This is a genomic window from Kitasatospora sp. RG8 (assembly GCF_017813315.1).
GTDB lineage: Bacteria > Actinomycetota > Actinomycetes > Streptomycetales > Streptomycetaceae > Kitasatospora.
On record NZ_JAGIYX010000052.1, the window covers coordinates 1 to 14,570 of the forward strand.

At 72.8% G+C, this 14,570-nt stretch carries 12 protein-coding genes and 1 pseudogene; 7 read left to right on the forward strand and 6 right to left on the reverse strand.

Annotation, left to right across the window (positions count from 1 at the left end; all coding sequences use genetic code 11):
• From J5Y04_RS39605 to J5Y04_RS39615, 3 genes and pseudogenes are all read left to right on the forward strand, one after another.
• Window positions 1–1,365 (forward strand): annotated as a pseudogene (locus J5Y04_RS39605) (hypothetical protein); the annotation flags it as partial.
• A 163-nt stretch (window positions 1,366–1,528) separates the two neighbouring features.
• Window positions 1,529–2,521 carry an ABC transporter ATP-binding protein gene (locus tag J5Y04_RS39610; protein WP_307853538.1) on the forward strand — a complete coding sequence of 331 codons (993 nt, stop codon included), beginning with the start codon at window positions 1,529–1,531 and terminating at the stop codon, window positions 2,519–2,521.
• A 188-nt stretch (window positions 2,522–2,709) separates the two neighbouring features.
• A complete protein-coding gene (locus tag J5Y04_RS39615) occupies window positions 2,710–3,285 on the forward strand; it encodes a helix-turn-helix domain-containing protein (RefSeq protein WP_209417386.1) in 576 nt (191 codons plus the stop codon).
• 21 nt (window positions 3,286–3,306) lie between these two features.
• On the opposite strand, the gene J5Y04_RS39620 is transcribed toward J5Y04_RS39615, so the two are convergent.
• The 4 genes from J5Y04_RS39620 to J5Y04_RS39635 all read right to left on the reverse strand — a co-directional run bounded on the left by J5Y04_RS39620 (window position 3,307) and on the right by J5Y04_RS39635 (window position 7,490).
• Window positions 3,307–4,212 carry a dihydrodipicolinate synthase family protein gene (locus J5Y04_RS39620; RefSeq protein WP_209417387.1) on the reverse strand — a complete coding sequence of 302 codons (906 nt, stop codon included), beginning with the start codon at window positions 4,210–4,212 and terminating at the stop codon, window positions 3,307–3,309.
• 1 nt (window position 4,213) lies between these two features.
• Window positions 4,214–5,023 carry an aldolase gene (locus J5Y04_RS39625; protein ID WP_209417388.1) on the reverse strand — a complete coding sequence of 270 codons (810 nt, stop codon included), beginning with the start codon at window positions 5,021–5,023 and terminating at the stop codon, window positions 4,214–4,216.
• 327 nt (window positions 5,024–5,350) lie between these two features.
• Window positions 5,351–5,545, reverse strand: coding sequence for a hypothetical protein (locus J5Y04_RS39630; RefSeq protein WP_209417389.1), 195 nt, complete (start codon window positions 5,543–5,545; stop codon window positions 5,351–5,353).
• 217 nt (window positions 5,546–5,762) lie between these two features.
• A complete protein-coding gene (locus J5Y04_RS39635; RefSeq protein ID WP_209417390.1) occupies window positions 5,763–7,490 on the reverse strand; it encodes an AMP-binding protein in 1,728 nt (575 codons plus the stop codon).
• A 179-nt stretch (window positions 7,491–7,669) separates the two neighbouring features.
• Between J5Y04_RS39635 and J5Y04_RS39640 the strand changes: the two genes are divergently transcribed.
• Entirely contained in the window at window positions 7,670–8,335 is a 666-nt protein-coding gene (locus J5Y04_RS39640) for an AAA family ATPase (protein ID WP_209417391.1), read from the forward strand.
• 173 nt (window positions 8,336–8,508) lie between these two features.
• Here the strand turns inward: J5Y04_RS39640 and J5Y04_RS39645 are convergent, their stop codons facing one another.
• Window positions 8,509–8,796, reverse strand: a complete 288-nt coding sequence (locus J5Y04_RS39645) for a hypothetical protein (RefSeq protein WP_209417392.1) — start codon at window positions 8,794–8,796, stop codon at window positions 8,509–8,511.
• 54 nt (window positions 8,797–8,850) lie between these two features.
• Between J5Y04_RS39645 and J5Y04_RS39650 the strand changes: the two genes are divergently transcribed.
• The 3 genes from J5Y04_RS39650 to J5Y04_RS39660 all read left to right on the forward strand — a co-directional run bounded on the left by J5Y04_RS39650 (window position 8,851) and on the right by J5Y04_RS39660 (window position 12,747).
• On the forward strand, window positions 8,851–9,582 hold the full coding sequence (locus J5Y04_RS39650; RefSeq protein WP_209417393.1) for a MerR family transcriptional regulator: 732 nt from the start codon (window positions 8,851–8,853) through the stop codon (window positions 9,580–9,582).
• Between the two features lie 748 nt (window positions 9,583–10,330).
• Window positions 10,331–11,575 carry a serpin family protein gene (locus tag J5Y04_RS39655; protein WP_209417394.1) on the forward strand — a complete coding sequence of 415 codons (1,245 nt, stop codon included), beginning with the start codon at window positions 10,331–10,333 and terminating at the stop codon, window positions 11,573–11,575.
• 416 nt (window positions 11,576–11,991) lie between these two features.
• On the forward strand, window positions 11,992–12,747 hold the full coding sequence (locus J5Y04_RS39660; protein ID WP_209417395.1) for a thioesterase II family protein: 756 nt from the start codon (window positions 11,992–11,994) through the stop codon (window positions 12,745–12,747).
• Between the two features lie 76 nt (window positions 12,748–12,823).
• Here J5Y04_RS39660 and J5Y04_RS39665 read toward each other — a convergent pair whose 3' ends face one another.
• Window positions 12,824–14,455: an NAD(P)/FAD-dependent oxidoreductase gene (locus tag J5Y04_RS39665; protein ID WP_209417396.1), complete on the reverse strand. Its 1,632-nt coding sequence runs from the start codon at window positions 14,453–14,455 to the stop codon at window positions 12,824–12,826.
• Between the last annotated feature and the right edge of the window lie 115 nt (window positions 14,456–14,570).

A 14,570-nucleotide genomic window follows, 5' to 3' on the forward strand; every position in this document is an offset into this window, starting at 1 on the left:
GTGCTACCACTGCTCGCACTGATGCTCGCCGTCACCACGGCCGGCTTCGGGGCCACCGTGCTGGACGCGGTGGACGGCTCCCGGCTGCGCGCGGCCCGGCAGGCGGTCGGCGGCGACGCGGTCATCAGCGCGCCGACCGGGGTCACGCTGCCGCCCGAGCTCACCAAGGCCGCGGCCGCCCTGCCCGGCGTCCGGATGGGAACCTCCGTCTGGTGGGAGAGCGAGGTCTTCCTCCTCGGCACCAGCAACGGCTCCAACCGGGTCAGCGTGCTGGCCGTCGACCCGCAGGCGTACGCCGAACTCTCCCGGACCGCCGGGCGCGGCGCCTTCGACCCGGCCGTTCTCGCGGGCGGCGACGGCGGCCTCGACGCCCCGGTTCCCGCCCTGTTCAGCAAGGCACTCGCGGCCAAGGCCGACGACGGGAACCACCGCCTGCGGATGCCTAACGGCTCGGAACTCCTCGCCAGGAAGGCCGGCGCGATCGAAGGCACACCCGCGCTGGAGGAGTCGGTCCAGCAGTTCATCGTCGTGCCCATCGGCCCCGCGGCCTCCAGGCTTCCGCGACTCGCGGAACCCAACCTCTGGTTCGGCCTCGGTGACGTGGACGAGCACCGGCTGAAGGCGATCGTCCGGGAGAAGGGGCCGCAGAGCGCGATCGGCAGCCTGGTCGGTACCCCGAGGGGCCGCAAACCTACGGGGGCGGCCGCGACCACGCTCCCGGGCAACCTGGCGGCGTCGGCCTCCGCTGCCGCGTCTCCCTCAGCCACCACTTCCGCGTCGGCCGTGGCCGGCAGCGCGTCACCCGGCAGCGCGTCCCCCGGTGGTGCGGCGGGCGGTCAGGCCCGTGCGGGTGAGGATCCCGACAGCCTGCCGGTCGGCTACGTGGTGCACACCAGCGCCACCCGGGCCGCCGAGCTGGCCAATGACCCGCTCCAGCTCTCGGCCGGCCGGCTGTTCTGGGCCTCCGTGATCGGCGCGGCGGGGTTCGCCCTGCTCGCCGTGCTGCTGACGCTGCTGCGGGCGGCCCCGGAGCGCGTCGCCCTGCTCGCCCGGCTGCGCACCATGGGCCTGCGCCCGCGGCAGGGCCTGGCGCTGATCGTCGCGGAGACCCTCCCGCAGACCCTCGTGGCGGCGCTCGGCGGCGGCGTGACCGCGCTCGCCGCGGTCTACCTGCTCGGACCGGCGATCGACCTGTCCGCCCTGGTCGGCGCCCCGGTCCGGACCGGCCTGGAGCCGGCCGTGCTGCCGGTGCTGTTCCAGGTCCTCGGTCTGGCGGCCCTGGTCTGCGCCGGGGTGCTCGCCGAGGCCTTCATCTCCGGCCGGCGCCAGATCGCCACCGAACTGCGGGTGGGGGAGCAGCAGTGACCACCGACCGGCCGGCCCGGTTGTCGGAGGGAACGGGCAACGGGACAGACAGCGGCACGACCGGCATGCACAACAGCACGAGCGGCAGGAGCGGCCCGGTGACCGGGTCGCGGCCACCGCGACCAGGAGCGCACCCAGGCGCAGCGGCGACAGGAGACACGTGGTGAACAGCGCCCCCCAGAACGAGACGGTCGACCGGGCTCCCACCTTCGAGGAGTTGCGGGAGCAGGCGCTTGCCGCGGCCGCGCCGAAGGTGTTCGGTGCGGGGGCGGCGATCGTCTGTGACCGTCTGGTGCGTATCTTCAGTGCCGAGGGCATCGAGGTCCAGGCGTTGCAGGGGCTGGAGCTGACGATCCAGCAGGGTGACCTGGTGGCGCTGGTGGGTGCCTCCGGCAGTGGCAAGTCGACCCTGCTGACCATCCTGGCCGGGCTCGACGTGCCGACCGCCGGCACGGCCACGGTGGCGGGCTGCGACCTGCTGGAGATGTCCGCCCGTGAGCGGTTGCGCTACCGCCGTGAGGTGGTCGGGTTCATCTGGCAGCAGACGGCCCGCAACCTGCTGCCGTTCCTGACGGCCGCGGAGAACATCGCGCTGCCGATGCAGCTGCGCGGGCGCCGGGGTGCCGGCGCGGGCGGCTCGAAGCAGCAGGCCGCGCGGGTCGCCGAGCTGCTGGAGGCCATGGAGCTCGGGGACCTCGCGCACCGCCGTCCCGCCGAGATGTCCGGCGGCCAGCAGCAGCGCGTGGCCATCGCCGTCGCGATGGCCAACAACCCGCCGGTCCTGCTCGCGGACGAGCCCACCGGCGAGCTCGACTCCGAGACCGGGGCCGGCATCTTCGAGGCGTTCCGCACCGTCAACCGCGAGCTCGGCGCCACCGTCGTCATCGTCACCCACGACCCCATGGTCGCCGGCGAGGTGCGGCGCACCGTCGCCATCCGCGACGGGCGCACCAGCAGCGAGGTCCTGCGCCGGACGGTGACCGACGAGCACGGCGAGGAGTCGGTCAACGAGCGCGAGTACGTGATGCTGGACCGGACCGGCCGGGTGCAGCTGCCGGTGAAGTTCCTGGAGGCCCTGGGCATGGAGCACCGCGTCGCCGTGGACCTCGGCGCCGACCACATCGCCGTACGCCCGGACGACCTCGCGGGCCACTGAGACAGGGCCGGGACCGGGGCACTGTGGACGGGAACCCGGGACCGGGGACGCGGACCGGGACCGGCCCCCGGCCCCGGTCCGTGGCCACCCGGTTCACGCCCCGCCCCGCAGGCCCTCCGGACCCGAAGATCCCCGGTCCGGGCGTGGATGGGATACTGAACCGAACGTTCCGGGGCGAGAGGTGCCGTATGAGCAGCCGGGTGAGGGTGCTGAGGAAGCAGAACCGGCTCAGCCTGGAGGCGCTGGCGGCGCAGGTCGGGGTGACCAAGAGCTACCTCTCCAAGGTCGAGCGGGGGCTCAGCGACCCCTCGATCTCGACGGCCCTCAAGCTCGCCCACGCCCTGAACGTCGACGTCGGCCGGCTCTTCTCGGACGAGGTCGAGCCCGAGCTGGTGACGGTGGTCCGGGCCGGCGAGCGAACGCCGATGGCCGCCGGGGCCGGCCCCGGCACCTCGCACTACGAGGGCATCGCGACCGGCCTCAGCGGCAAGCAGATGGTGCCGTTCATGATGTATCCGCCGACCGAGCTCGGCGACTCGCCGTTCAAGTCCCATGCGGGCGAGGAGTTCTTCTTCGTCCACTCCGGCTCGGTCGAGCTGGAGTTCCCGGAGCGGACGCTGGAGCTCGCCCCGGGGGACAGCGTCTACTTCAACTCGGCGCTTCCGCACCGCTGCCGGAGCACCGGGGCGGAGCCTGCCGCGATCCTGGTGGTGATCCACGACGACCCGGCCGGCCCGGCCGACCGGGTCCCCACGCTTCCCTGACGAATCGTCGGATTCGGTGGGTCAGACCTGACTGCCGGACAGGTCGAGGACTGCGAGCAGTTCCGTCAGCTCCCGCGTCCGCTCCTCGTCCAGCGGCAGCAGTGGCCGGCGCGGCTCGCCGACGTCCAGCCCGCGCAGTGCCAGCCCGGCCTTGACCGTGCTGGGCAGGACCCCGCGCAGGATGAACTGCAGGACCGGCAGCTGTCGTTGGAAGACCTCGCGCGCGGTGTCGAACCGGCCCTCGCGCACCGCCCGGTAGAGCTCCAGGACCGGCCCGGGGATCAGGCAGGGAGCCGCCGTGCACCAGCCGGCGGCGCCGGCCGCGAAGGCCGCCAGCGCCAGCGGGTTGCTGCCGTTGTAGAACGGCAGCTCGCCGCCGGTGAGTTGGGCGAGCCGGTGCATCCGCTGAACGTCGCCGCTGCTCTCCTTCACCATGGTGATGTTCTCGACCTGCTCGGCCAGCGTGACCATCAGCTCGGGCGAGAGGTCGATGCCGCTGGTGGCCGGGTTGTTGTAGACCATCACCGGGATCGAGACGGCGTCGGCGACTTTGGCGAAGTGCCGGGTGACCTCCCGCTCGTCCAGCTTCCAGTAGGACAGCGGCAGCACCATGACGGCGTCGGCCCCCGCCTGTTCGGCGAACCGGGCGCGGCGGACGGCGTTGCGGGTGGTGAGGTCGGCGACGCCGACCACGGTCGGCACCCGGCCCGCCACCGCTCCGAGCGCGGTCTCGGCGGCGGTGTGCCACTCCTGGTCGTCGAGGTAGGCGCTCTCGCCGGTGGAGCCGAGCGGCGCGACGGCGTGGCAGCCGGCGGTGACCAGGCGGTCGACGAGGGCCGCGAGCCGGTCGGTGTCCACGCCGCCGTCGGCGGGGGAGAACGGGGTCACCGGGTAGGCGATGATCCCCTCAAGGGTGTGACCGTCCATCTCAGGCACCGCTTTCCGGGGTGGGGGCGTCGAGGGCGTCGCCGTGGCCGGCGCGCAGGGCACGGCGGGCGTAGTAGGCGAAGGACGCCTGGCCGCGCTTGGGGGTGGAGATCCAGTCGTGGGCCTCGCGGGCGAGCAGGTCCGGGATCTCCTGGATCCGACCGGCGGCCGAGGCCAGCAGCTGGAGTTCGGCGGCCCGCTCGAACAGCACGTCGAGGACGCAGGCCTCCTCGACGGTGCCGGTGGCCACCAGCTGCCCGTGGTGGGCGAGGAGGATGGCCCGCTTGTCGCCGAGCGCGGTCGAGATGATCTCGCCCTCCTCGTTGCCGACCGGTATGCCGGGCCACTTCTCCAGGAATGCGCAGTCGTCGTACAGCGGGCAGAGGTCCATGTGCGAGACGACAAGCGGCGTCTCCAGCATCGACAGTGCGGATATGTGCTTCGGGTGGGTGTGGATGATGCAGTTGACGTCCGGGCGGGCGCGGTAGACCCAACTGTGGAAGCGGTTGGCCGGGTTGGCCATGCCCTCGCCCTCCAGCACGTTGAGGTCCTCGTCCACCAGCAGCAGGTTGGACTCGGTGATCTCGTCGAAGCCCAGCCCGAGCCGCTGGGTGTAGTAGGTGCCGGGCCGCTCGGCCCGGGCGGTGATCTGACCGGCCAGGCCCGAGTCGTGGCCGGCGTCGAACAGGATCCGGCAGGTGAGCGCCAGCTTCTGGCGGGTGGTCCAGCCGTTGTCGGGGATGGCGGTGAGCATCCTGCGGTGGGCCAGCTCCACCAGCTCCGCCTTGGCGGTGGCGAGTGTCTCGGCCATGGCCGTGGTCCTCCTTCGGTCGGGAACGCGGGCGCGGTGACGCCGCGGGGCGTGCGGCGTCACCGGTGTCACCGCCGCGGAACGAGGCGAGGACACGTCGTTCACCATAGGACACCATGTGTCCTGGCGTCGACACCCGAGCCGAGGACCGCGTGACGCAGGCCCTCCCGAGGACGTGCGGGGACGTGCGAGCCGGGCCCGCTGCCGACCGGGGACGGCCCGGCTGCTGTCCGCGCGGGTCGGTTGCCGACCGGGGACGGGTCGACCGTGGGCGGCGCTGTCCTGGCCTCCGGACGACGGTCGATGGCCCGACCGTCGCGGGGTCCGTCAGCTCTCGCCGCTGGTGCGCCGGATCAGCCCGCTCTGCTCGGCCGTGTCCCGGACGGCGTCCCCTGGCGTGCCGTCATCGCGGGAGCCCCTGCGGTCCCCCCGGGCTGCGGCGGTGCAGAGGGCGAAGACGAGCAGGGCGCTGGCCGCGACGGCGAGGATGCCGAGGGCGGTCAGGACGCGGAGCCAGGTCACGGAAGGTGCCTCCTGGGGTGGCGCGGCAGGGCGTCGCGGCGGAACGGCGCCGAGGGGGCGGCGCGAAGGGGTGACGCCGACGGGACGGCGCGAAAGGGGTGACGCCGGGGATATCGGCAGTCCGGACCGTAAGGTCGAGTGTCCACGGGCGGTTTCGGCGGCCACCCGCCGTGCAGGCGGGCGCGCACGCGGGCGCGGGAGGCATCGGCGGCGCGCGTCACCCCTTGCCGCGCGCCCCGGCCCCGGAGGAGCCGGGCGCCACCGCCCCGGCCTCGCCGCTCGCCGCCTCGCCGCTCGCCGCCTCGCCGCTCGCCGCCTCGCCGCTCGCCGTCCCGGCGCGCACCGTCCCGGCGCCCACCGTCCCGGCGCCCGAGGGGGCCGCCCAGGAGTCCGAGAGGGCCGCCCCGGCGTCCGGGACCATCGCCCGAAGCGCCGCGAGGTCCGGCTTCCCGGTCTCGCCCAGCGGAAGGCCCGGCAGCAGCAGGATCGTCGACGGATCGCAGAGCGGCCCGCTCCGCTCCCGCACCCACCCGTGCAGCTGCTGCGCCGTCACCCCGGCCCCGGGCACGGTGGTGACCGCGGCGTGCACGCGCTCCAGCCGGTCCGTTCCGGTCGTCGCGAACATCACCGCCTCCCGCACCGCGGGGTGCGCCAGCAGCGGGCCCTCGACATCGCGGGGGAAGACGTTGTGCGCCTCGACGATCGCCATGGTGCCCTGCCGCCCCGCCACCGTCAGGTACCCGGACCGGTCCAGACTGCCGAGGTCCCCGGTGTGCAGCCAGCCGTCCCGCAGCACCTGCGCCGTCAGCTCGGGGTTGCGCCAGTAGCCCGCCATCGCCGTCGGCGTCCGCACGCAGATCTCCCCGGTCCGGCCCGTCGGCAGCGGTTCGCCGTCCTCGTCCAGGATCCGGACCTCCGTGTCCGGGAACGGCCGCCCGGCCGTGGTCAGCAGCCGCGGGTCGAGGTGCTCGTCCGGAGTCAGCCGGCTCACCGGTCCGCACTCGGTCAGGCTGTACGTCTGGTGCAGCACCCGCCCCAGCCGGCGCGTCGCCTCCGCCAGCCGCTCCGGCGCCGCCGGGCACCCCGTGTACGTGACACGGCGGAGGCTGCCGGTGTCGGTCCGGGCCAGGGCGGGGTGGTCCAGCACCCGGTACAGCAGGTGCGGCGGCAGGTACACGCGCGACACCCGGTACCGCTCGATCGCCGCCAGCACGGCCTCCGCCGCGAACCCGTCCTGGAGCACCACCGTGCCGCCCGCCGCCAGCGCCAGATCGGCCGTGGTGCCGCCGCCGTGACAGAGCGCCGTGCAGAGCAGGAAGACGGACGCCGCCACCAGCTCCGGCCGGGCCGGGCGCGCGAAACGGCGCAGCACCCCCTTCGGGCGGCCGGTCGAGCCACCGGTGAACCGCACCGCCATCACGTCGTCCGGTCGGTAGCGGGGCGCCAGCGGCGCCGGGGAGAGCTCCCCGGCCTCGGCGAGCAGGTCCGCGCCCAGGGGAGTCGGGCCGAGCCCCAGCGGCAGCACCGCCGGCAGCGCCGAGACGATCCGCTGCGCGGCGTCCCCGTACCGCTGCGGGTCGAACACGAACGCCGCCGTCAGCGCGTCCTCGGCCATCGCGATCTGGTCCGCCACCGGGCGGTCGGGGTACAGCATCGCGACCCGGCAGCCGATCAGATTGGCCGCCAGCCGCACCAGCACCGTCTCCGGCCGGTTCCCCGCCAGCACCGTGACCCCGTCGCCGCGCCCGAGGCCGGTGGCGGCCAGGGCCCGCGCCAGCCGGTACACGCCCTCCAGGCACTCGCGCGCCGTCAGCGACTCCTCCCCGTACCGGATCGCGACCCGTTCCGGATCACGCGCCAGCCCGGCGAGCACCAGCCCGGTGTACGTCGCCGTCCCGGGTCCGGTCTCCAGGCCCGATCCCCTTGTCACCAGGGTTCCCGCCACGCCGCCCTGCCCTCCTCCACGCCGGCCCGCCCGCTGACGGACCGTCACATCGCGCCCCACCTTAGGCCGTGCACCGGGGCCGGTTCGCCGGACGCCCGCGCCGAAGGGCCGCCCGCCCACCGGGTGCGCGGAGGTTGTTATCGTTCCGGGTCGGGCAGAAGCGGGGAAGAGTGAGCAGCATGAGCAGGCCGACCACGTCGGGCGGGCGGACCACGGTACGGCAGGAGGCACGGGCGGCGATGGAACCGCGGGGCCTGGTCGACCTCCGGGGCGAGGCCGGCGCACCCTTCACCGTCCACTACCCGCCGGACGCCGTCGTGGTCGTCTCCGGCCTTCCCGGCAGCGGCAAGAGCACCCTGCTGCGCCGGTGGTCGGCCCAGGCCGGCGCCGCCGCCACCGTCGACCCGCGGGCCGTCCACGAGGCCTGCGAGGCGGTGATGCCGGCCGCCCTCCCGTACGCGGTGTACCGGCCGTGGGCGCGGCTGGAGCACGTCCGCCTGCTGCGCGCCTCCGTCCGCCGGGGCGGGCCGCTGCTCGTGCACGACTGCGGCAGCCGGGCCTGGATGCGCCGCTGGCTCTCCCGCGCGGCCGACCGCCAGGGCCGGGAACTCCACCTGGTGCTGCTGGACGTCGGCGCGGCGACCGCCCTGGCCGGCCAGCGCGAACGGGGCCGCTGGGCGCCGAGCCGCACGTTCGCCAAGCACCGCCGAGGACTCGACCGCCTCCTCGCGGAGCTCACCCGGCACGCCCGCGGCGCCGTCCCGAACCCGACGCCGGAGGCCGCCTCGGTCCTCCTGCTCGACCGCACCTCCCGAGGCCGCGCCGCCGTCCGGTTCGGCCGGTAGCGGCCGTCGGCCCGGCTGTCCTTCGGCCTCGCTGTCCTTCGGCCACTCGGGAGGGTTGGTCAGGACGGTCAAGCACCTATCCGACGCGCTGTGACGCTCAGGCGGTCAAGGGCAACACTCTGGCCTGAGCGCGCCGGCCGCGGCCTGGACGGCTGCTGCGGCTGGTCCGCTCCTCAGTCCCGATCCCGGTCGGCCGGTGCCTTCAGTAGCCGGTTCAGCTCGTCCCCGGCCTCGTCGTAACCGGCGTCGCAGATCCGTTGAAGCTCGCGCAGGTCGCCGGTCGCGGCCGCGCGTCGAGTGAGCAGGAACCCAGCGCGCATGGAACCCTCGTCCAACAGCCCGCTCAGTTCCCCGAGCTCGCCGGCTGCGTCGGCGAGCTCGGCCAGCCGGTCCAAAGCGTTCTCGTTGCCCTCGTCAGCCAGCTCGCGCAGGGTCTCCCGGTCAATATTCGTGTTCGTCATGACGCCATCGTGCAACCCTGCCCTTGGGGAAAGGTCAAGTGGGACGATGGCCGGGTGATCACCATCGGGCAGCTGGCAAGGTACGTCGGAGTGTCGATCAAGACCATTCGCGTGTATCACGACAAGGGGCTGCTCCCCGAGCCCGACCGTGATGCGTCCGGCTACCGGCGATACGGAGCGAAAGACGCCATCGACCTGATCAAGATCCGGACACTCGCCGAAGCCGGCGTCCCCCTCGCCCGTATCCGGGACCTGCGATCAGCGACCGATGAGGACTTCCAGCAGGCGCTGCGCGAGATCGACGACGATCTCGCCGCCGGCATCCGTGGCCTGCAGGCAACCCGGAGTCGCCTGCGCGAACTCGCCGCCGGGCAGCTGGCACCGCTGCCCGGCGAGGTCGGTGCCCATCTGAAGCAGCTGGCCCGCTGGGGATTCACCCCTCGATGGGTGGACCTGCAACGCGACCTGTGGATCCTTGTGTTCGCCACCTACCCGGAAAGCGCGACCGCACTGTTCCACGACCAAGCCGAGGCCCTGGCCGATCCGGCGCTGCGGCAGCTCTTCCTCGACTACGACCGCGCGCACGACCTCGACGCCGACGATCCCCGCGTCGACGGCCTCGCCCGCAGGATCGCCAAGGCGACCCGGGAACGCTACGGACCCGACGAACTGCCCGAGCTGGATGCAGCCTCCGAGATCCCCGCCCTGATCCAAGGCACAGTCAACGCCTCGTCCCCGGCATGGCAACGACTCGACACGCTCATCCGTGCACAACTGGACGCATGACCGATCCGAGCACGGCTCAGCAGAGCTCGGACCCTCACGTCAACCCCCCGAAGGACTTCCAGCGCCGACCACTCAGCCTGCTGGCGGCCACGGACCGGCGAGCAGCTCCCGGGCCGCCTCGACGATCCGCGCCGTGAGGCGTAGACCGGCACGAGCCGCGGCAGGGCCGCCAGCCCCCGTTCCGCGACCGCCTCGGCCTCGGCCCGGTCCTCGGGGCGCGGGCCCCATGCCGGGTACCAGAACCGGTTGTGGCGGACGTCGAAGAGCACGCCCTCCGCCGGTCCGGCGAGCCACCCGCGCAGCTGGGCCTCGTCCCCGTCGCGCCAGTCCGGCCAGCCGGGCCCGAGTGGCAGGCCGGCACCGAGGAAGGTCCGGTGGTCGGCCGCCAGCCGGATCCCGAACCGGAGCTCGACGGCGTCCGGTTCACGGTCGCTGAGGCCCGGCGCGATCCGGAACGCCGCGTCGCCACCGGCGCCCCGCAGTCGCTGCGCGAGCTTCTGCTGAAGATCGTGTGCGACGGCGGCGGTCAGTGGCCGGAGGTCGTGGAGCGCCATGCTGCGGAGGCTACCGGTCCGGTCCGCGCACGGGAGCAGGCGGGGGGCGCACCGAACCGTCCGTCAATATCCGTTCGCCCCGCCGGGCGCGGTCGCCTACGCTCGCCCCTGCGGCGACCGCGAGGCGGACGCGGCGAGGACACGAGGCGGTCGCGGTTCCGGGGCGAGACGGACGCGCTGGCGAGGGGGAGCGGATGGGCAGCGCGGCGGCGGTGCGGGCGGTGAACGCGCTGGGTGCACGGTGGGCCGAGCAGGCGGCGACGGGGGAGCACGGGACGGTCCTGATGCCGGCCGGCATCTGGCCGCTCCTCGGATTGCTCGCGCCCGGCGCGAGCCCGGCCGTCCGCGCCGAGCTGGAGGAGGCCCTCGGCATGCGGGCCGACGCGGCCGCCGAGCAGGCCCGTGCGTTGCTCGGCACGCTGCGCGGCCTTCCCGGCGTCTCCGCGGCGCTGGGTCTCTGGACGACCGAGCGCTTCCCGCCCCGGCCGGACTGGCTGGCCGGGCTGCCGGCGGACGTGCACGGCGGCCTGACCGGCGACGACGGACGGGACCGCAAGGTGCTCGACGCCTGGGCGGCCCGGGCCACCGGCGGACTGATCGACCGGATGCCCGTCGCCGTCACCGAGGACACCGTCCTGGTGCTGGCGAGCGCCCTCACCGTGCAGACCGACTGGATCCAGCCGTTCTCGCGGTACTGGCCCGAGCTGGACTCCGGACCGTGGGCGGGGCGGCCGGTCCAGGCCCTGGGCCGCTGGATGCACCTGCTCGACCGGGCGGCCGTGGCCGACACCCCGGCCGGCCCGGTGACCGAGGTGCGGGTGCTCGGCCGCGGTGACATCGACGTCCACCTGCTGCTCGGCGAGCCGGATGCGGCGCCCGGCCAGGTGCTCGCCGCCGGCATCGGCATCCTGTCCCACCGTCACCCACGGGTCACGGCGGACCGGCTGCCCGTGGGATCGCCGGGCCCGGGGCTGAGCATCGGCTGGTCCCGGTCCTACACCCCGGAACCGGAGCTGCACGTGATGCTCGCCGAGTTCACCGTCCAGGCCGACCACGACCTGCTGGCACGCTCCGGACTCTTCGGCCTGACCACGGCGGCCACCGGAACCCGGACGGAGAACCGGCTCCCCGGAGTCGTGGACGCCCCCTGGCTGTTCGTGGACAGCGCCCGGCAGACCGCGACCGCCACCTTCGGCGAGCGCGGGTTCCGGGCGGCCGCCGTGACGGCGATCGGCTCGGCGGCCGGTTCGGCGCCCACCCGCCCGCCGTACGTGGTCCGGCAGGTGCAGGCCCACTTCGACCGGCCGTTCGGCTTCCTTGCCGTCCACCGCACCTCCCGGCTGGTCTTCGCGGCGGGCTGGGTCACCGAACCGGACGAGTACCAGCACGACGAGGAACCGGACGAGGACGCACAGGACGAGGAATCGTTCGACATGTGACCACCCGGCGGGTGCGGAGCCGGAGGACCAGGAAGGCCGGGACGAGCCCGCCCGCTCCGACGCCGCGCCCGTCACCCCGCCCCGACCCGCCACCGTCTCAAGGGTCGGACCGGCCTTGGAGTCCTTCCTGTGGCGGATCATCGGGACGAGACCAGGGCGGCCTACGACGGGGCCGTCGAGCTCTACGCGTCGCTGTTCGCAGACCGGCTGGAGGAGCGGCCGTTCGCCCGGGCCGTGATCGGCACCTTCGCCGAACTGGTGCGCGCGACGGGCAACCCGCGGGGCCGACGGGACCCGTCGGACGGGCCCGGCAGGAGGATCACGCGCGTGTGCGGCGGGGCGCCGGTGAACCAGGGGGCCTGGGACACTGGAGGAGCAGATCAACAGTTGACCCGTACTCAGAGAGGTCGCCCCGCATGGCCGGCAGCAACACCGTCACCGAGAGCCCCTGGTTCCGCCGCTTCCACCCCGTCGGCGCGGCGCCTGCACGGCTCGTCCTCTTTCCGCACGCGGGCGGCTCGGCGAGCTACTACCTCGACTACTCCGCGGCCCTGTCGCCGTACGCGGACGTGCTCGTCGTGCAGTACCCCGGGCGGCAGAACCGGTTCGGCGAGCCGACGATCGACTCGATCGGCGGGCTCGCGGACCGCATCCACGAGGCCCTGCAGCCCTGGGCCGACCGGCCGCTGACCTTCTTCGGCCACAGCATGGGTTCGGCCGTCTGTTTCGAGGTGGCCCGCCGGTTCGAGGCGGAAGGCCGCGGCGTTCCGGCGCACCTGTTCGCCTCCGGCGGCCGCGCACCCTCCCTTCCGCGCGACACCTCCTACCACCTGCTCCCCGACGACGAGCTGCTCGCCGAGCTGGCCCGGCTCGGTGGCACCGACGAACAGGTGCTTGCCGAACCGGAGTTGCGAGAGCTCATTCTGCCGTCGGTGCGCAGCGACTACACCGCCGTCGAGACGTACCTGTGTGCGCCGGACGCCGTCGTGTCGTCGCCGATCACGGCCCTGATCGGCGACGAGGACGCACGTGTCTCGTCCGCGCAGGCCCGCGACTGGGAGCGCCACACCACCGGCGCCTTCGACCTGCGCGTCTTCCCCGGCGGCCACTTCTACCTGGCCGACCAGCGCGCCGCGGTGGTCGAGCTGCTGGCCACCCACCTGCGGCGCTGACGGCCACCGGGCCCCGGGGCCCAGAGCGACGACGCACGGCCGGCAGCCCGCCCCCGGACTGCCGGCCGCACACGGCTCAGTTGGTACCGGAGATCGAACGTATGCGGGCCATGTCCGCTGCCGGACTCTGCCCGCCTTCCAGTACGGCCGGATTTCTCCTCACGTACTTCTCGATGGAGGCCACCGCGGCGACGCCCTGACCGACCGCCTGCCCGACCCTCCGCGCGGAACCGATCCGAATATCGCCTACGGCGAAGACCCCGGGGCGATTGGTGGCGAACATGAGCGTGTCGCGGCCACGCCCACCTCTGAGCCGCGCGTCGGTGATGACGTAGTCGGACTTCATTTTGACACCGCTCGGCCGTAGCCATGCCGTGCACGGGACGCCGCCGATCATCACGTAGCAGGAATCGACCTTGAATCGTTCGAGTCCGTGTCTTTCGTCCCACGTGTAGATTTCCGTGAGCGCCCCCGTGTCCTTGTCGGCTTCGAGGCAGATCACGTCGCACTTTTCGTGAATGTCCCCGACTTCTTGAATGACATCTGCCCTCAGGTCGGCGGACATCTTGTCCGACAGTTCGCCCCGGGACAGTATCGTGACGTCGCTCCCGCCCGATTCGAAGAGAAGCGCAGCCTGTCCGGCCGAGTCTCCGCCCCCGATGACCGCGACCCGCCGTCCCCCCTCCTCCAGTTGATCGCATTTGAGTGCCCCGTAGTGCAGCCCCCGCCCGATAAGACCCTCGTGGTTCATTATTTCCAGGCGCCGGGGATCCTGTCCCCCGGCCAGGAGCACAGTTGCGGCGGACACCGCGTATGAGGTGCCTTCTTCCGTCTCGACGTGAACGTCGATGCGTGGATTCCCGACTTGCAGGGACGTGGCTCTGATGCCCGGTCTCAGGTCCACGAGAGGGGACTGCAATGCGTGCTGGACGGCGAGCTGCGACAAGGTCACTCCGCTGATTCCGTCCGGAAATCCTAGATAGTTTTTGATTGGATTTATTGACGTGGCGGCCTTTCCGCCCGGGCTGTCGTTCTCGATCACCAGCGTAGAGAATCCCGCTGCTCCTGCACAGACCGCCGCTGAAAGGCCTGAAGGCCCCGCCCCGACAATGACGAGGTCATAAGGGAAGTCCGGCGGCCTGTCGACTTTGGGAATCCGGCCCAGCGCATCGAGGATCGAGGCCGGTGATGGTCGGACGGTTCGGCCGTCGACCATCACCGCGAGTTCCTCTCCGCCGTCAGCCTCCCACTTGCAGGTGATCGCATTCAGGAAGAACAAGCGCTTGAGCGCCCGTATCTGGGCAGTGCTCGCCGTTCCGCGATGCACCGTTACAGCGCGAGGTACGGCAAATGCCTCGGACCTGCGGGCCGATCCCCAGCACGCGAAGAGATCCTCCAGATCTTCCCTTGACGGGGGCAGGGGTAATGTGAAGACCTCGGCCGTGTCAGGAACTTCGTTCGACATCATCGCGAGGGCTGCCCAACCCCGCTTCGCCATGATCAGGTCCAGGTGCTCGATCCGGGCCGAGATGACCAGCTCAAGGCTCCCCTTGGGCATGTCGTTCATGGCCGCCATCGCATCGCCTGCGTTGGCGGCGGTGACCACACCGAAGGCGCCGACGCACCAGGATTCGATTTGTTTGGCTAGGTCGCGCCGGAAATGTGGGTCGGGGTGGATAAGGAGAATTTCAGGCTTACTGTCCGACATTATTCGCCTCCGCTCTCCCGGGAGGGGATTTGGTCGCGAACAGCATCACCTCCATCATCTCTCCGGGCGTGTGCGCACTCCAGTCATCTCCCTGCCTGAGGTCGGGCAGCCCTGC

What these genes read in the sequence shown, in the direction of transcription:
- J5Y04_RS39620 (WP_209417387.1), bottom strand. Translation starts at nt 4,212, where the DNA reads ATGGACGGTCACACCCTTGAGGGGATCATCGCCTACCCGGTGACCCCG.
- J5Y04_RS39660 (WP_209417395.1), top strand. Translation starts at nt 11,992, where the DNA reads ATGGCCGGCAGCAACACCGTCACCGAGAGCCCCTGGTTCCGCCGCTTC.
- J5Y04_RS39665 (WP_209417396.1), bottom strand. Translation starts at nt 14,455, where the DNA reads ATGTCGGACAGTAAGCCTGAAATTCTCCTTATCCACCCCGACCCACAT.
- J5Y04_RS39625 (WP_209417388.1), bottom strand. Translation starts at nt 5,023, where the DNA reads ATGGCCGAGACACTCGCCACCGCCAAGGCGGAGCTGGTGGAGCTGGCC.
- J5Y04_RS39615 (WP_209417386.1), top strand. Translation starts at nt 2,710, where the DNA reads ATGAGCAGCCGGGTGAGGGTGCTGAGGAAGCAGAACCGGCTCAGCCTG.
- J5Y04_RS39655 (WP_209417394.1), top strand. Translation starts at nt 10,331, where the DNA reads ATGGGCAGCGCGGCGGCGGTGCGGGCGGTGAACGCGCTGGGTGCACGG.
- J5Y04_RS39645 (WP_209417392.1), bottom strand. Translation starts at nt 8,796, where the DNA reads ATGACGAACACGAATATTGACCGGGAGACCCTGCGCGAGCTGGCTGAC.
- J5Y04_RS39640 (WP_209417391.1), top strand. Translation starts at nt 7,670, where the DNA reads ATGAGCAGGCCGACCACGTCGGGCGGGCGGACCACGGTACGGCAGGAG.